At 65.2% G+C, this 16,075-nt stretch carries 14 protein-coding genes; 5 read left to right on the top strand and 9 right to left on the bottom strand.

Going from position 1 to position 16,075, the window contains the following annotated elements; all coding sequences use genetic code 11:
- Positions 1-9 precede the first annotated feature (9 nt).
- Complete coding sequence (locus ABIA42_RS16235; RefSeq protein ID WP_370123297.1) at positions 10-1,188, top strand: trans-acting enoyl reductase family protein; 1,179 nt, start codon at positions 10-12, stop codon at positions 1,186-1,188.
- 93 nt (positions 1,189-1,281) lie between these two features.
- Here the strand turns inward: ABIA42_RS16235 and ABIA42_RS16230 are convergent, their stop codons facing one another.
- The 3 genes from ABIA42_RS16230 to ABIA42_RS16220 all read right to left on the bottom strand — a co-directional run bounded on the left by ABIA42_RS16230 (position 1,282) and on the right by ABIA42_RS16220 (position 5,497).
- On the bottom strand, positions 1,282-2,538 hold the full coding sequence (locus ABIA42_RS16230; protein ID WP_271529371.1) for an O-antigen ligase: 1,257 nt from the start codon (positions 2,536-2,538) through the stop codon (positions 1,282-1,284).
- Positions 2,539-2,694: 156 nt separating this feature from the next.
- Positions 2,695-4,245, bottom strand: a complete 1,551-nt coding sequence (locus ABIA42_RS16225) for an undecaprenyl-phosphate glucose phosphotransferase (RefSeq protein WP_271529370.1) — start codon at positions 4,243-4,245, stop codon at positions 2,695-2,697.
- Positions 4,246-4,363: 118 nt separating this feature from the next.
- Positions 4,364-5,497: a glycosyltransferase family 4 protein gene (locus ABIA42_RS16220; RefSeq protein WP_370123302.1), complete on the bottom strand. Its 1,134-nt coding sequence runs from the start codon at positions 5,495-5,497 to the stop codon at positions 4,364-4,366.
- 200 nt (positions 5,498-5,697) lie between these two features.
- Here ABIA42_RS16220 and ABIA42_RS16215 point away from each other — a divergent pair, with 200 nt between their 5' ends.
- A complete protein-coding gene (locus tag ABIA42_RS16215; RefSeq protein ID WP_370143792.1) occupies positions 5,698-7,971 on the top strand; it encodes a GumC family protein in 2,274 nt (757 codons plus the stop codon).
- Positions 7,972-8,242: 271 nt separating this feature from the next.
- On the opposite strand, the gene ABIA42_RS16210 is transcribed toward ABIA42_RS16215, so the two are convergent.
- On the bottom strand, positions 8,243-9,424 hold the full coding sequence (locus ABIA42_RS16210) for a GNAT family N-acetyltransferase (protein ID WP_370123308.1): 1,182 nt from the start codon (positions 9,422-9,424) through the stop codon (positions 8,243-8,245).
- Positions 9,425-9,552: 128 nt separating this feature from the next.
- Between ABIA42_RS16210 and ABIA42_RS16205 the strand changes: the two genes are divergently transcribed.
- A complete protein-coding gene (locus ABIA42_RS16205) occupies positions 9,553-10,599 on the top strand; it encodes a polysaccharide deacetylase family protein (protein ID WP_370123310.1) in 1,047 nt (348 codons plus the stop codon).
- Here ABIA42_RS16205 and ABIA42_RS16200 read toward each other — a convergent pair.
- On the bottom strand, positions 10,596-10,817 hold the full coding sequence (locus ABIA42_RS16200; RefSeq protein WP_028178822.1) for a DUF2842 domain-containing protein: 222 nt from the start codon (positions 10,815-10,817) through the stop codon (positions 10,596-10,598). The genes ABIA42_RS16205 and ABIA42_RS16200 overlap by 4 nt on opposite strands.
- Before the next feature lie 93 nt (positions 10,818-10,910).
- On the opposite strand from ABIA42_RS16200, the gene ABIA42_RS16195 reads away from it, so the two are divergent.
- The gene (locus ABIA42_RS16195; protein ID WP_370123314.1) at positions 10,911-11,993 is read left to right on the top strand and encodes a COX15/CtaA family protein; all 1,083 of its coding nucleotides are present in this window, start codon (positions 10,911-10,913) and stop codon (positions 11,991-11,993) included.
- Positions 11,994-12,057: 64 nt separating this feature from the next.
- Here ABIA42_RS16195 and ABIA42_RS16190 read toward each other — a convergent pair whose 3' ends face one another.
- The 4 genes from ABIA42_RS16190 to ABIA42_RS16175 form a co-directional block, all read right to left on the bottom strand.
- Positions 12,058-12,402, bottom strand: coding sequence for a hypothetical protein (locus tag ABIA42_RS16190; RefSeq protein WP_271529363.1), 345 nt, complete (start codon positions 12,400-12,402; stop codon positions 12,058-12,060).
- 184 nt (positions 12,403-12,586) lie between these two features.
- Positions 12,587-13,867, bottom strand: a complete 1,281-nt coding sequence (locus ABIA42_RS16185; protein ID WP_271529362.1) for an O-acetylhomoserine aminocarboxypropyltransferase — start codon at positions 13,865-13,867, stop codon at positions 12,587-12,589.
- 138 nt (positions 13,868-14,005) lie between these two features.
- Positions 14,006-14,590, bottom strand: coding sequence for a CoA-binding protein (locus tag ABIA42_RS16180; protein WP_370123317.1), 585 nt, complete (start codon positions 14,588-14,590; stop codon positions 14,006-14,008).
- Positions 14,591-14,713: 123 nt separating this feature from the next.
- Entirely contained in the window at positions 14,714-15,538 is an 825-nt protein-coding gene (locus ABIA42_RS16175) for an enoyl-CoA hydratase (protein WP_370123320.1), read from the bottom strand.
- An 86-nt stretch (positions 15,539-15,624) separates the two neighbouring features.
- Between ABIA42_RS16175 and ABIA42_RS16170 the strand changes: the two genes are divergently transcribed.
- Entirely contained in the window at positions 15,625-16,053 is a 429-nt protein-coding gene (locus tag ABIA42_RS16170; RefSeq protein ID WP_271529359.1) for a PaaI family thioesterase, read from the top strand.
- Positions 16,054-16,075: the final 22 nt, after the last annotated feature.

Below are 16,075 nucleotides of genomic sequence, written 5' to 3'. Positions count from 1 at the left end.
AGGCCGACCATGAGCTCTGCGAAATTCGACATCGTCGTCTACGGCGCGACCGGCTTCACCGGCCAGCTCGTCGCCGAATATCTGACGGCGCACTACGAGGACGACAAGTCCCTGAAATGGGCGATGGCGGGCCGCAGCCTCGACAAGCTGAAATCGGTGCGCGACGCGATCGGTGCGCCCGCGGATACGCCGCTGATCGTCGCGGATGCGTCGGATGCGGCGTCGCTGAAGGCGATGGTCGCTCAGACGAGGTCGGTGATCACGACGGTGGGGCCGTATCAGTTCTATGGCGAGGACCTGTTAGCTGCCTGCGTCGCTGCGGGCGCGGATTATTTCGATCTCTGCGGCGAGCCGGTCTGGATGCGGCAGATGATCGACAAGTACGAGGCGGCGGCCAAGGCGAGCGGCGCGCGCATCGTGTTCTCCTGCGGCTACGACTCCGTGCCGTTCGAGCTCGGCACGTTCTTCGTGCAGGAAGAGGCCAGGCGCGTGTTCGGCGCGCCCGCTGCGCGCGTGAAGGGCCGGGTGCGCGACATGCGCGGCACGCTGTCAGGCGGCACCGCGGCCAGTGCGAAGGCGACCTTCGATGCGGTCGCCAAGGACCTCAGCCTCGTTGCCATTCTCAACGACCATTTTGCGCTGACGCCGGGGTTCACCGGCCCGAAGCAGCCCAAGGGCAACCGGGCGGCTTACGAGGAGGATCTGCAATCCTGGGCCGCGCCGTTCATGATGGCGCTGATCAACACCCGCAACGTCCATCGTTCCAACATGCTGATGGGCTTTCCCTATGGCAAGGAGTTCGTCTACGACGAGATGGTCCTGACCGGTCCCGGAGAGAAGGGCGAAGCCAACGCAAAGCGCGTGATGGCGGCCAACGCCGAGAAGACCGGCCCGAACGCGCCGAAGCCGGGCGAAGGGCCGTCGAAGGAGGAGCGCGAGAACGGCTTGTTCGATCTGCTCTACGTCGCGATCGCACCGGACGGACGCCAGGTTCGCGCCGGTGTCACCGGCGACCGCGATCCCGGCTACGGCTCGACCTCCAAGATGATCTCCGAATGCGCGATCTGCCTGCTGCGTGATGCGACGGATGTTCCGGGCGGCTTCTGGACGCCGGGCGCAGCGATGCAGCACAAGCTGATCAGGCGGCTGGTCGATCACGCCGGGCTGACGTTCAGGGTGGAGGCTTAGGCGGCGGCATCACGGATGCTGTCATGTCCAGCCTTGTGCGCAGTTGCGCACTGGGGCGGGGCATCCAGTGCGCCGCGGCCTCTCGTCCCGCTCTCACGCTGAAGAAGCTTCGTCGTCAGCCTCGATCTTGTAGGCCTGCGCCGCTGCGATCATGCCCCACATCGCGCCCAGCATCATCCAGAAGTGCCGCCAGTGATCGGTGTCGATCACGAAGTTTTCGCCGACGGTGCCGAGGAAGGCGGAGAAGACCGCAAGATATGCGCGCTGCCAGGGTACACGCACGAAGATGTGCCTGAAGCCCATGATGACGGTGGTGAAGACCAGCGCGGGATAGCACACGCCGGAAAGCCAGCCGCCGGACATGAAGGCGTTCAGGTAGGAGTTGTGGGTGTCCTCGGGGAAGTAGCGGTGGAATTGCAGGGGCCCGATGCCGAACGGCAGGTCGAGCGCCATCTCCGCGCCGAGGATGTGCCGGCCGAACCGGCCGAAGCGGCCTTCGTCATAGCTCTGGTCGAAGCTCGCGCGCTGCTTGAACATCTCGGCGGTGGAATCGAACGACAGCAGTACCGCGATCAGCGCGAGGCCCAGCACCGCGGCGACGATCGCCATGACGATGATGCGCGAACGCTGTGCGTTGGTGCGGCTGGTCAGCACCATCAGCGCCAGCATGAAGGCGGAGGTCAGCACCAATCCGCCCCAGGCGGCGCGGGAGAAGGCGAGCAGGATCGCGAGCGACATGATGCCGAAGGCGAAGACGTTGCGGAACGCCTTGCCGAACTTGTCAGAGACGACGCTCTGGAGAGCGAACAGGGCCGGCAGGATCAGGAAGGCGCCGAGCACGTTCGGGTCCTTGAAGGTGCCGCGCGCGCGGCCGTAGAGCGTGAGCAGGTCGTTGCCGCCGGGAATCAGGTGGAAGTAGCCGGCGATCGCCAACAGCGAGGCAACCATCGCGCCGACCACGAGCCCGCGGCGGAGCATGTCGAGCCGCGCCGCGGTGTCCTCGGACGTGACCATCGCGAAAAACACCACGGTCACCGCCATGTACCAGGAGGTCGCGATCCAGCTCGCCACCTCGGGCTTATCGAATAGCGGGATCGCGCTGATGGTGTAGCCGACATTGAGCAGGACCAGCAGCGCGACCAGCGGCATCAGAACGAGCTTCAGGCGCAGGCCGGTGGCGAAGAAGGTGACGGTGGCGAGCAGCGTCGCGATCTCGTAGGGGCTCGGCTCGATGAAAACGATCGCGCCGGAGGCGCCGACCAGCCACACCAGCGCGCGCTGCAGCGCCAGCACGCCGGGCGCAGCACGGACCGCTGCATTCATCTCCCCGGCTGTCGCCGCATACGTCATCGCACGCTCATACGCTCACGCAACTCTTACGCCACAAAACACGCCGTCATCGCCCGGCTTGACCGGGCGATCCAGTACTCTGCGGCGCCCATTGCGGAAAACGGCTGGCGCTGTGGGGTACTGGATGCCCCGGTCAAGCCGGGGCATGACGGAAACTCAATACGCGTTCTCGTTCTTGGTCAGCAGCGAGACCGGCGTCTTCAGGAGGATGTAGAGGTCGAACAGCACCGACCAGTTCTCGATGTAATACAGGTCGAACTCGACGCGCTTCTGGATCTTCTCTTCGTTGTCGATCTCGCCGCGCCAGCCGTTGATCTGGGCCCAGCCGGTGATGCCCGGCTTGACGCGGTGGCGGGCGAAATAGCCGTCGACGGCTTCGTCGAACAGACGGCTCTGGAGCTTGCCTTGCACCGCATGCGGCCGCGGGCCGACCAGCGAGAGATTGCCGGCGAACACCACGTTGAAGAGCTGCGGCAGCTCGTCGAGGCTGGTCTTGCGGATGAAGCGGCCGACTCGGGTGACGCGCGGATCGTTCTTGGTCACGACCTTCGATGCGGTCGGGTCGGCCTGGTGGTGGTACATCGAGCGGAATTTGTAGACGTCGATGCGTTCGTTGTTGAAGCCGAAACGCTTCTGGCGGAACAGCACCGGGCCGGGGCTGTCGAGCTTCACCGCGAGGGCCACCAGTCCCATCACCGGCAGCGCTGCGAGCAGCGCGAGGCTGCCGACGACGCGGTCGAACAGCCATTTCATCACCAGATCCCAGTCGGTGATCGGCGCCTCAAACACGTCCAGCGTCGGCACCTCGCCGAGATAGGAATAGGAGCGGGGACGGAAGCGCAGCTTGTTGGTGTGCGCGGACAGACGAATGTCGACCGGCAGCACCCAGAGCTTCTTCAGCATCTCCAGGATGCGCGTTTCCGCCGAGATCGGCAGCGCGAACAGCACGAGGTCGACGCGGGTGCGGCGCGCGAACTCGACGATGTCGTCGACCTTGCCGAGCTTGCGCGCGCCGGCGCAGGTGTCGAGCGCGCGGCTGTCGTTGCGGTCGTCGAACACGCCGAGCACGTGGATGTCGGAGTCTTCCTGCGCGTTCAACGCCTCGACCAGCTGCTCGCCGCTGCTGTCGGAGCCGACGATGATGGTCCGGCGGTCGAGCCGGCCCTGGCGCGCCCAGCCACGCACCAGCGCGCGCAGCACCAGACGCTCGGCAATCAGCGCGGCGAGCCCGAGGAAGTAGAAGGCGGCAAGCCAGAGCCGCGAGATTTCGCTGCCGAACTTGGCGAAAAAGGAGATGCCGATGAACAGCAGGAAGACGAAGGACCAGGACGAGATCATCCGCGTCATCTGCCGGAGCTGACCACGGAACAGCTGCACCTGGTAGATGTCGGCGGCCTGGAAGCAGACCACGGCGGCGACCGCGACGGCGACGACCTCGGCGGGATAAATCCAGCTGAAGGCGCCGGAGAGCGGCATGACATAGCCGACATAGAGCGCAATGCCGACGAGGCTCAGCAGCACGAAATCGGCCAGACGGACGAAACCGGTGATCACGACCGGCGAATAGGCGCGGGCGACCTTCTGGTTGACCACTTCGAGCGCGGCAGGCGAGAGCCGGCGACGGCGCTCCACGAAGGGCTGGTCAACAGGTTTTGCCGCGGCACTGGTCGCGGCATCGAGCATCGAGCGTGCGTTGAGCGGTTCCACGGGCGTCCACGTCCATTCCAAAACTTGCGGCACGGTCTTGCGCGCCCCGGGCAAGCATCCCCTGGCGCTTCGATTATCGAACAAATCGGAAGATTTTCTAAAGCGAGCTTAAGGATGGTTAATGATTGGTAAACGCATCGCGATAGCCGGCGAGCACGCCCTCGACCATGGCGGCTTGCGAGAAATGTGCCGAGATGCGCTCACGCAAGGACGCCGCGCGCTGCGTGGTCGTTTGCGGATCGTCCAGCGCCGCGGCGATCGCCTCCGCCATGGCTTCGGGATTGCTCGGCGCAAACAAGGCGGGGCTGTCGGAGCCGAAGATCTCTGGAATACCGCCGATGCGGGACGCGATCATCGGAATGCCGGCGGCACCCGCCTCGATCACGACGTAAGGCATGGAATCGCCGCGCGAGGGGACGACCAGCAGCCGCCCCTTGGAGAAGCCATAGCGCGGCTTGACGTGGCCGATGAAGCGGATTGCGTCGGACAGGCCGAGCCTCTCGACCTGCGCTTTCAGCGCCGCCGTTTCCTCGCCGTCGCCGCCGAGCGTCAGCGTGACCTTCCTGCCGCCCGCATGCAGCTGCGCCACGGCATCGACCAGCAGATCCGCACCCTTGATATGCCTGAACTCGCCGACATAAGCGAGGTCGGTGGCATCGTCGGCCGTTACGACAGGCTCGAACTCCTCGGGAGTGACACCATTGAAGACGCAACGCACCACGCCCTTGGGCGTGCCGACGATGCGTTGATAGGTGTCGCGGGCAAATGCGCTCTCGAACAGGAACAGGTCGGTCGAATCCATGAGCGCGCGCTCGAGCCGCGCGTAGAACTCGCCCTTGAAGGTGTTGAGGGGATAGTGCAGCGAACCGCCATGCGGGGTGTAGATGCGGATGGTGTCGTCGGAGCGCCGCCGCATGCGGATGAAGGCGCCGGCCTTGGCGCCGTGGCCGTGCATCACGTCGGGCTTGAGCGTGGCGATCAGGCGCCGCATGCGAAGCCATACCAGGACATCGTCGGGCGACGGCTCGCGGCGGATTGCGAGCCGGTGCACGCCGAGCTTCAGCCGAGGCGCGAGCTCGGCAAGCGCCTTGTCGGCACGCTCCCCGCCGGTGAGGCTGTCGGCGAGAATGCCGACATGATGGCCGCGGTCGACCTGGCCGTTGGCGACGTCGAGGATGTGGCGGAAGATGCCGCCGACCGGAGCACGCACGGCGTGCAGGATGCGAAGTGGCCGGTCGGGAGAGGGGGACATGATCGAAACCAGCTCGACGGCGACTGCCGAACAATTCTCACGAAATAATCGTGAGGGATTAAGGGCCCTCATGGTTAACAAACGGTGACGAGCGCGCCAGGGCCGGCCGCGGCCGTCGCGATTAACCCAGCGGCAACCTTAATGGAGTGTAATCGCCCCGGTTGAGGTAGAGTCGCAGCGTTGCCCTGCGGGAGTGTTCGATGCGTTTAGCGTTCTGGCGTGACAGCAAGGCCAAGGCGGTGATCGAGCGGGCAGTCTCGAGGTCGAGACCCAAGCCCGCGCCCAAGGTCGAAGCCAAGGTCGAAGCCGAGGTCAAAGCGGGCCATGCGCCCGTCGTCGCGAAGCAGGCACAAGTCGAATCCGGCGACATCGATCTGCGCGCGCTCGGAACGGCATTGGCGCGCAAGCGCAGCTGGATCATCGTGCCGACGGTGCTGGCGCTCGTTGCGTCTCTCGCTGTCGTCAATCTCGTCACGCCCCGCTACAAGTCCGAAGCCCGCATCCTGATCGACGGCCGCGAGAATGTGTTCCTGCGCCCGAACAGCGACCGCACCGAGGAGCGGCAGGCTCTCGACGCCGAGGCCGTCACCAGCCAGGTGCAGCTGGTGTTGTCGCGCGATCTCGCGCGGGAGATCATCAAGAAGAACAAGCTCGCGGAGCGCCCCGAATTCGACCCGGTGCTGCAAGGCGTCTCGCCGCTGAAGTCGCTTGCCGCGCTCATTGGTATCGGCCGTGATCCGTTCTCGATGACGCCGGAAGAGCGCGTGCTCGATGCCTATTACGAACGCCTCCAGGCCTATGCGGTCGACAAGTCGCGCGTGATCGTGATCGAATTCCAGTCCGCCGATCCCGAGCTTGCCGCCCGCGTCGCCAATTCGATCGCCGACGGCTATCTCGTGCTCCAGCAGGGCGTGCGCCAGGAGCAGGCCAAGAACGCCAGCCAGTGGCTGGCCGGCGAGATCGAGAGCTTGCGCAAGAAGGTCTCGGACGCCGAGGCGAGGGTCGAGGACTTCCGTTCCAAGTCGAGCCTGTTCATCGGGACCAACAACACCACGCTGTCGAACCAGCAGATGGGCGAGGTGAACACCCAGCTCAACAATGCGCGCTCGATGAAGGCGGATGCGGAATCCAAGGCACGGCTGATCAAGGAGATGCTCCAGAGCGGCAAGCCGATCGAGGCATCCGAGGTCGTGAACTCCGAATTGATGCGCCGGCTGTCGGAGCAAAGGGTGACGCTGCGCGCGCAGCTCGCCGAACAGTCATCCACGCTGCTCGGCAATCACCCGCGGATCAAGGAGCTGAAGGCGCAGCTTGGCGATCTCGACAATCAGATCCGCGACGAAGCGGCCAAGATCTCGCGCTCGCTCGAAAGCGACGCCCGGATCGCCAGCGGTCGGGTCGATGGCCTGACCGTGAGCCTCGAGCAGCTCAAGAAGCAGGCGGCCTCGACCAACGGTCAGGATGTCCAGCTCCGCGCCCTGGAGCGCGAAGCCAAGGCGCAGCGCGACCTGCTCGAGACTTATCTGGCCAAGTACCGCGAAGCCAATACCCGCGAGACTATCGACACCGCGCCGACGGACGGCCGCATCATCTCGCGCGCCATCGTCTCGAACACGCCGGCATATCCGAAGAAGCTGCCGATTGTGCTGATCGCGACCATCGCGACGCTGCTGCTTTCGTCCGGTGTCGTCGTCACCGGTGAGCTGTTGCGCCAGACCGCGCCGCGCGCGGCAGCTGTGTTTATGCCGGCGGCGGTTCGGGGGGAGCCGGCGGTGGCTCGGCAAGAAGTGGTGGTGGAGCCGGTCGTCGAACCCGTCACAGAAGAGCCGGCGCCGCTTCAGCCGGAGATGGCGGCCGATGCCGGAGTGACGGAGTTCGCCGAGATCGAGCACCTCGCCGACCGCCTGCGTGCCGCGGGCGCGGCGGCGAAAAAGGTCACGGTGCTCGGCACGGCGCCCGGCGAAGCCATCACGCTGTCGACGTTGACGCTCGCCCGGCACCTGGCGCGCGATGCCCGCGTCGTCGTTGTCGATCTCGCCGCGTCCTCGCCGACGATTGCCGCGGTCTCCGTCGATGCGTCGGCGCCGGGCCTCGCCGAGCTGATGCAGGGTGAAGCCTCGTTCGCCCAGATCATCACCCGCGACAAGCTCTCGCGACTGCATCTGGTCATGGCCGGCCGTCCCGGCTTCGACCGCAGCCTGCTGCAATCGCCGCGCGTGGCGCTCGCGATCGACGCGCTGCTGCGCGCCTACGACCACGTGCTGATCGATGCCGGCAGCGCCTCCGATCTTCCGGCCGAACTGCTGACGGCGCATGCCCGCGCCGTCGTGGTGCCCGATGCGTCGATGGCACCTGATGCCCGCACGCTGATGTGCGAGCAGCTGAGGGAGGTCGGCTTCAGCGAGGTGACGATGCTGAGCAAGCCGGTGCAGCCGTCAGATGCGATGGAAGCGCCGCGCGTCGTGGCGGCGTAGTTTTTCTTTTCCTCTCCCCTTGCGGGAGAGGGTGGCTCGCCGCGCCAGCGGCGAGACGGGTGAGGGGTATCTTTCCACGAGTCTGGAATCGTAGGGTGGGCAAAGGCGCACTTGCGCCGTGCCCACCACATTCCAGCGGTTTTCGACAGACGTGGTGGGCACGCTTCGCTTTGCCCACCCTACGATATCTGTGTTCGCGGAGAGATACCCCTCATCCGGCGCTTCGCGCCACCTTCCCGCAAGGGGAGAAGGGAAGCCAGCTCGCGAGTTCTTAGCCGAACGCCTGCCGCAGCCGTCGGGCCATATCGAACAGCATGTGGTTCTGCTTCACCAGCCGCTTGCCGTGGCTGAGCGAGGACATCGCCATCGCCGCGAGCTTGCCGCGGGAGGTCAGGGGCACGAAGCTGTCGAAAATGTCCTCGTCGTCCTTGCAGAACATTCGCTTGTAGTCGTCCGAACCGATGCCGAGGTCGAGCGAGCGGTAGCCGTGTTCGGCACAGCGATCGATGATGTAGCGCATCAGGATCAGGCCCGGGCTGTAGCGGGCGTGCTCGGACATCGTGTAGGTGTTGAACATCATCGAGAAGCGCTCGCCGTCGGCGACGCCGGCGAAGATCGCGATCACCTCCTCGTCGCATTCCAGCGCATGGATGTCGATGACGCGGCCTTCATCGCGCGGCGCAAGGCAGGCGTTGCGGACGAACTGTTCGACGCCGGGCTCGGCGAAGACGTTCGGGAGCTTCTGTTCCGCCATCCGCACCGGCTTGACGCGGAAGAACCAGTCGAGCAGGCGGGTGATGTCTGCGTCGGACGTGGCCAGGTGATAGCGATAGCCGGCGAGCGACTGAAGCTTCTTTTCCTTGCTCTTGAGGCGGCGGCGGAGCGAATTGCTGATCCGCGATGCCGGCGGGCCGCCAGGCTCCATCACCAGCCGCGGACAGCCGTTGATCGCGCTCTGTCGCGGCAGTAGCGCAAACGGGTTCTGCTGGTCGTGCCAGCGCTGCGGCTGCTGCGTCAGCACGAGCACGTCGACATGCTGTCGCAGCGGCGCAAGCAGTGCGTCGAGATCGGTGATGCCAGCCTGCGCCGCGAACTCGGCGTTCCACAAGCCCATGTTGAAGGTCGTATGCTTGCCGCCCATGAAGCAGGCCGTGCGCACGCCGTGGCTTTGGCGTTGCGAGAGCGGCAGCAGCAGCAGCGGGTGGCGCTCGGCGTCGCGGGCGATCACGATGAACGGTCGGGTGCCTTCATGGGCGCCCACCAGGCGTTGCCACGGGCTGAGCAGGTCGAAGCGCTGGTAAGGCGTGAAGAGATGGCCGTTCGCCTCGAAGGCACGCCAGATCGCCTCGGCATCGGCGAGATCGGTAACGATATCGACCTGCGCGATACGGCTCGCTTTCGACCGCGCTGGCGCTTCTGCCGTCCGGCTTTGCATCGCCGCAGCCATGGTCATTCGCGAAACCTGTCGAGAAATCGAAAATACGTATTTCGGCCTGTTGCCGACCTTTGCAAACAAAGGTCAACAAAGGGTAATGACGATGGGAGAGGGAACGGGCGCCGGCGAGCGCGAAGGATGGGATTTTGGCATCCGACGACAGATGGGTGGAACGGCTGCGTCTCGAGCTGGCCTGGTTCACTGGCCGGGCCATGCTGCACAGTCGCGGTGCCGGCGTCATCCTGCGCTTTGCGCATGTGCGGCCGCGGCGGCGCGGATTTCAGCCGCTGCGCGCGAACGAGATCACGTCGGAATTTCTTGATCGCGCGATTCGCGCGCTGAAGCGGTGGAGGTACGATTTCCTCGGCATGGACGAGGTCTGCCGGTGTGCCGTGACGCTGCCGGAGAAGCGTCGTTTCGTGGCGCTGACCTTCGACGGTGCGCCCAAGGATCTCATCAACTTCGCCTATCCGGTGCTGACGCGCCATGCCGTACCTTTCACAATCTATGTGCCCACCGCCTTTCCCGACGGCGTCGGCGAAGCCTGGTGGCTCGGTCTCGAACAGGTGATCGCGCGCGAGAGCCGGATCAGCCTGATGATGGGCGACAGGGAGCAGCGTTTCACCGTCACGGACAATGCCGAGAAGCAGGCGCTGTTTTCGTATATCGAGAGCTGGCTGCGCTCGTTGCCGCCCGCGGAGCTGTCGGCCGCGATTGCCGATCTCTGCACGCGCTACAGGATCGACCTCGCCACGCTCTCGCGCGAGGCGTCGATGGATTGGGAGGACCTTGCGAAGCTGGCCGCCGATCCGCTCGTGACGATCGGCAGCGCGACCGTTAACTATCCTGTTCTCGCCAACATGAAGGATGCCGCCGCGCTGCGCGAGATGACGATGGGCAAGGCCGTCGCGGAAGCGGCTTTCAGCCGCGAGATCAGGCATTTCGCTTTCCCGTTCGGCGATCGCTCTTCGTTTCGGCGCAGCCACGTCGTGATGGCGGAGGAGGCCGGATTCGCCAGCGCAGTGTCGACGATCCCGGGCATCGTGGACGCGGAGGGACGCACCAATCTGCGCGCGCTGCCGCGGATTTCCTGGGACGGACGGGTGCGTTCGCTGCGGATGATGCGCGTGCTGGCGTCGGGTGTCGCCTTTGCGCCGGTGAAACCGACGGGCAACGCGATGGGCCAGACTTAACGAGTGGATTTGACGCGGTCGGGCCGCTGCATCCAGCTCACGATCGGCATCGCGGGCAGCACCCAGCCCATGCCGACCACGACGTAGTAGATCGCCTGCCGCCAGCCGGACTCGGCGATCCACGGCATCTGCGCGGCGGCCATCCCGAGCAGGGCCCAGACGGTGGCCAGCACCAGGAGCAGGATGGCGCCGAGGAACTTACGGGTGCGGATCGTCATGGCGGGAGCTTGCTGCTTTCGCGTAACTTGCACTGAGGGAGCGGGGGACTATAAGGGGCACGCAGTCCGGTTCAAGCCTGGTTTTTGCCCCGAATGACGACGATTTCCACCCCGTCCGAGCCGCATCGCGCCGTGCGCTGGTGGCTGATCGCCGTGGCTGCGCTGATCGCACTGATGGTGCTGGTCGGTGGCGCGACGCGGCTGACGGAATCCGGCCTCTCGATCGTCGAATGGAAGCCTGTCACGGGCAGTGTTCCGCCGCTCTCGGAGGCGCAGTGGACCGAAGCATTCGAGGCCTACAAGAAGATCCCGCAATATCGCGAGCTCAACGCGGGCATGAGCCTGTCCGAGTTCAAGGAGATCTTCTGGTGGGAGTGGAGCCACCGGCTGCTCGGGCGTTTCATCGGTATCGCTTATCTCTTGCCGTTCCTGTTCTTCCTCTGGCGCGGCGGCCTGTCCGGTGAACTGAAGCGGCGGCTGTGGCTGCTGTTCGCTCTCGGCGGTCTGCAGGGTGCGGTTGGCTGGTGGATGGTCGCCTCGGGCCTGACCGAGCGGGTCGAGGTCTCGCAATATCGGCTGGCGACACATCTGGTGCTCGCACTCCTGATTTTCGCCGGGATCGTCTGGACGGTGCGGCGGCTCAAGGAGCGGCCGCAGATCTCAGCGCCCGCGAGGCTGCGGCTCACGAGCGCGCTGCTTCTCGTCGTGACCTTCGTGCAGATCTATTTCGGCGCGCTGGTCGCGGGCCTGCGCGCCGGGCGTGCCTACAACACCTGGCCGCAGATCGACGGCGCGTTCATCCCGTCGGCGGAGCGGTTGTGGTTCGAGACGCCATGGTGGCGCAACATGTTCGACAATGTGCTGACGGTGCAGTTCGAGCACCGCATGACCGCCTATCTGCTGTTCGCGCTGGCGGCGCTGCACGCAATCGACGCGGTGCGCTCGCGCGCAGGGGCGGCGGCGAGCGGCGCGCTGTGGCTGTTTGCGGCAGTGAGCCTGCAGGCGGTGCTCGGCATCCTCACGCTTCTCAACCAGGTGCCGATCGATCTCGCGCTCGCCCACCAGGCGGTCGCGATCGTGGTGTTGACGCTTGCGGTGATGCAGGTCGAGCGGCTGGCCCCGCGACAATCTGCGCAAGCACACCCGCGTGCGGTTCCGGTCGGTCAGCCCGGCTGATCGCCATCAGCCCGGCTGATCGCCATCAGCCCGGCTGATCGCCATCGGCCCGGCGGATCATGGATCAGCAATAGCCGTAAACGCCGCACGCGTAGGGCAGGCGCCAGAAATAATCGACCTGCTTCCCGCCGTAATACGCGCCCTGATAATCGTAGCTCCAGGGGCGGCCGTAATAGCCCGGTAGCGCGTGGGAGCCCGGCAGCAGCGGCGTGCCCGGCAGGTTGCGGATGTAGCTGCCGATGCCATAGGCCGGCGAGATCAGCGCATCCGGATCGGTTTCGACATAGACCTGCGGCGGATCCTGCGGCGGCACGGCGGCGCGCCGCTTCGGCGTCGCCGGCAGATCGGCGGCCAGCGCGCCTGAAACCGTCAGCATCGCCGCAAGGGCAGGCACCATCCAGCGCAGCATCGTCGGCTCCGAATCAAAAGGGGCGGTCCAAGGACGATGTATGGGGCAGATGTGGTTAACGACTGTTAACCGAGTCCAGTCATTCCGGGGCGGTCCATAGGACCGAACCCGGAATCTCGAGATGACCAGACAATATCGAGATTCCGGGTTCGGTGCTTTGCACCGCCCCGGAACGACTCCAAGTTCAAGCTCCCAGCGCCTGTTCCAGATCCGCGATCAGGTCTTCCTTGTCCTCGATGCCGACCGAGAGCCGCACCACGTCGGGGCCGGCACCGGACTTGATCTTGGCGGCGTCGTCGAGCTGGCTGTGCGTGGTCGAGGCCGGATGGATCACGAGCGAGCGGGTGTCGCCGACATTGGCCAGGTGCGAGAACAGCTGCAGTTTCGACACCAGGCTGACACCGGCGTCATAGCCGCCCTTCAAGCTGAAGGTGAACACCGCGCCGGCGCCCTTCGGCGCATATTTGCGGGCGAGCTGGTTGTACTTGTCGCTCGGAAGGCCGGCATAGCTCACCGAGGCCACCGCGGGGTGGCCGGCGAGGAATTCGGCGACCGCCTTGGCGTTTTCGCAGTGCCTCTGCATGCGCAGCGGCAGCGTCTCGATTCCCGTGAGGATCATGAAGGCATTGAAAGGCGACAGTGCCGGTCCGAGATCGCGCAGGCCGAGCACGCGGCAAGCGATCGCGAAGGCGAAATTGCCGAAGGTCTCCTGGAGGCGGATGCCGTGATATTCGGGGCGCGGCTCCGACAGCATGGGGTATTTGCCGCCCGTGGACCAGTCGAAGGTGCCGGCGTCGACGATGATGCCGCCGAGCGAGTTGCCGTGGCCGCCCAGGAATTTCGTCAGCGAGTGCACGACGATGTCGGCGCCGTGGTCGATCGGGCGGATCAGGTAGGGCGAAGCCAGCGTGTTGTCGACGATCAGCGGCACGCCCGCCTTGCGCGCGACCGTCGAGATCGCCTCGATGTCGGTGATGCTGCCGGCGGGGTTGGCGATGGACTCGATGAAGATGGCTTTCGTGCGCGGCGTCACCGCGCGCTCGAAGCTTGAGATGTCATCGGGATCGGCCCACACCACATTCCAGCCGAAACTCTTGAAGGCGTGCGTGAACTGGTTGATCGAACCGCCATAGAGCTTTCGCGCGGCGATGAACTCGTCGCCGGGCTGCAGCAATTGCTGCAATACCACGACCTGCGCGGCATGGCCCGAGGCCACCGCAAGCGCGGCCGTGCCGCCTTCAAGCGCGGCGACGCGCTCTTCGAGCACGGCATTGGTGGGGTTGCCGATGCGGGTATAGATGTTGCCGAACGCCTGCAGGCCGAACAGCGAGGCGGCATGGTCGGCGTCGTTGAAGACGAAGGACGTCGTCTGATAGATCGGCGTTGCGCGCGCACCGGTGGTCGGGTCGGGCTGTGCACCGGCATGCACGGCAAGAGTCGAAAATCCCGGAAGGCGATCGCTCATTTGGGCGTCCTGTTTCTCGTGGTCTGAAATCGCGCGGCATGCTGATCGGCGCCGCGCTCGCCGTCAAGGCGCGGCTTCACATCGGAATGATCGTGCTACGCATTGCCGCGTTCGCGAAAGAAATCCTTCGCAATTGCGTCAGCTCTGTTCGCTCTTGTTTTTCGCGGCGCGATCCGATGCTGCGGTATCGCCACCGCCGACACTCATCCGATTGAGGGATAGCCGCATGCCCTGCGTCGGTGCCGGCGCCCGCTTCGAACTGAGCGTGCGCGAATTCACGCCCATCCAGGAGATTTCGGACGACAGCCGGCCATACTCGATCTTCGGGCAGCGGTTCATGACCACCTTGATGCCGACCGACTCCGCCTTCGCCGCCGCGGCCTCGTCGCGCGCGCCGAGTTGCATCCAGATCACCTTCGGCAGCGGGTCCAGCGTGAGCGCCTCTTCGACGACAGGCATGATGTGGCTGGAATTGCGAAAGATGTCGATCATGTCGACGGGACGGCCGAGGTCGGAGAGCGAGGCGACGAACGGCTTTCCGAGCAGCTCCTTGTCGACATGGCCGGGGTTGATCGGGATCATGTCGTAGCCGCGCTGCGCCAGATATTTGAACGCGAAGTAGCTCGGCCGCACGTTGACCGGCGAGGCGCCGACCATCGCGATCGATTTCACGCTGTTGAGGATGCCGCGGATGTAATTGTCGGGATAGGCGTCGTGGTTCATTTGTTTCTTTCTCTGACCCTCATGGTGAGGAGCGCGGCACGCGCGTCTCGAACCATGAAGCCGCAGTCGGGCCTCTATCCTTCGAGACGCCGCGTTCCGCGGCCTCTCAGGATGAGGAGTTGACTATTCATCCCGCCATGTCGGCGTGCGCTTCTCGATGAAGGCGCCGATGCCTTCCTCGGCGTCGCGCGCCATCATGTTCTCGGTCATCACCTCTGCCGCATGGCGATAGGCGTCTGCAAGGCTCATCTCGGCCTGGCGGTAGAACGCCTCCTTGCCGAGCTTGATCGTGTAGGCGGATTTCAACGCGACCTTCTGCGCGAGCGCAATCGCGGCCTCGCGCTCGGTGCCGGCGGGGACGACGCGATTGATGAGCCCGATCTCGCACGCACGCGTGGCCGGAATTGGCTCGCCCGTCAGCAGCATCTCCATCGCCTGCTTGCGCGGCACGTTGCGCGACAGCGCCACCATCGGCGTCGAGCAGAACAGGCCGATGTCGACGCCGGGTGTCGCAAAGCTCGCCGCCTCGGAGGCGATCGCGAGATCGCAGCTCGCGACGAGCTGGCAGCCGGCCGCGGTCGCGATGCCCTGGACGGCGGCGACCACCGGCTTTGGCAGGTGCACGATCGCCTGCATCATCGCACTACAGGCGTTCATCATCTCGGCGAAAAAGGCGCGGCCGCGATCCGGGTCGGTGCGGCGTGCGGTGAGCTCCTTCATGTCGTGGCCGGCGGAGAATGCGGGACCGTTGGCCGCGATCACCACGCCGCGGACGGCCTTGTCGTCGCGGATCTCATTGAGCTCGGCATGCAGGCTCGCGATCATCGCCTCCGACAGGCTGTTGCGCGCCGCCGGGCGGTTGAGCGTCAGGACGGCGATGCTGCCGATCGTCTCGCGCAGCAGGATCTGTGGTTGCGGGGAGGGGACGCGGGCAACCTGGACGGACATTGACGCGATTTCCGCTAAATGATTGCAATTGGATGACGCAGATAACTTAATGTAACAGCACAAGCGAAGCGAGGGTGGGGAACGGCATGGCGGTAGCGAAAATGAGCGTGGCGGAGCTCGAGCTGTTCCTCCGTGATGAATTTCCCCAGGCCTTCAGCGGTGACGACATTACGATCGAGAGCGCGGACGGCCAGACCTGCCTCCTGCGCCAGCGCTACAGCGAACGAATGCTGCGGCCGGGTGGAACCGTGTCGGGCCCGACGCTGATGGCGCTCGCCGATTTCGCGATGTACGTGGTGCTTTTGTCGGCGATCGGGCCGATCGGGCTCGCGGTCACCACCAATCTCAACATCAATTTCCTGCGCAAGGGCCAGCCCGGGCAGGACGTGCTGGCGGAGGCGCGGCTGCTCAAGCTCGGCAAGCGCCTCGCAGTCGGGGAAGTGAACCTGCTGTCGGGGACCTCACCCGACCCGATTGCCCATGTCACCTCCACCTATTCCATTCCAAATGTTTGATGTTTTTGCAGGTAATATAGCA

The organism is Bradyrhizobium sp. USDA 327 (assembly GCF_041262065.1).
GTDB lineage: Bacteria > Pseudomonadota > Alphaproteobacteria > Rhizobiales > Xanthobacteraceae > Bradyrhizobium > Bradyrhizobium liaoningense.
Note: the sequence above shows the minus strand (reverse complement) of the source record. Positions and strands in the feature narration are given on the sequence as shown.

Bases quoted from the DNA above. Each gene is read 5' to 3' on its own strand.
- ABIA42_RS16230 (WP_271529371.1), bottom strand. From the start codon at position 2,538: ATGACGTATGCGGCGACAGCCGGGGAGATGAATGCAGCGGTCCGTGCT.
- ABIA42_RS16235 (WP_370123297.1), top strand. From the start codon at position 10: ATGAGCTCTGCGAAATTCGACATCGTCGTCTACGGCGCGACCGGCTTC.
- ABIA42_RS16180 (WP_370123317.1), bottom strand. From the start codon at position 14,590: ATGAACCACGACGCCTATCCCGACAATTACATCCGCGGCATCCTCAAC.
- ABIA42_RS16220 (WP_370123302.1), bottom strand. From the start codon at position 5,497: ATGTCCCCCTCTCCCGACCGGCCACTTCGCATCCTGCACGCCGTGCGT.
- ABIA42_RS16215 (WP_370143792.1), top strand. From the start codon at position 5,698: ATGCGTTTAGCGTTCTGGCGTGACAGCAAGGCCAAGGCGGTGATCGAG.
- ABIA42_RS16170 (WP_271529359.1), top strand. From the start codon at position 15,625: ATGGCGGTAGCGAAAATGAGCGTGGCGGAGCTCGAGCTGTTCCTCCGT.
- ABIA42_RS16195 (WP_370123314.1), top strand. From the start codon at position 10,911: ATGACGACGATTTCCACCCCGTCCGAGCCGCATCGCGCCGTGCGCTGG.
- ABIA42_RS16210 (WP_370123308.1), bottom strand. From the start codon at position 9,424: ATGACCATGGCTGCGGCGATGCAAAGCCGGACGGCAGAAGCGCCAGCG.
- ABIA42_RS16185 (WP_271529362.1), bottom strand. From the start codon at position 13,867: ATGAGCGATCGCCTTCCGGGATTTTCGACTCTTGCCGTGCATGCCGGT.
- ABIA42_RS16190 (WP_271529363.1), bottom strand. From the start codon at position 12,402: ATGCTGCGCTGGATGGTGCCTGCCCTTGCGGCGATGCTGACGGTTTCA.
- ABIA42_RS16175 (WP_370123320.1), bottom strand. From the start codon at position 15,538: ATGTCCGTCCAGGTTGCCCGCGTCCCCTCCCCGCAACCACAGATCCTG.
- ABIA42_RS16200 (WP_028178822.1), bottom strand. From the start codon at position 10,817: ATGACGATCCGCACCCGTAAGTTCCTCGGCGCCATCCTGCTCCTGGTG.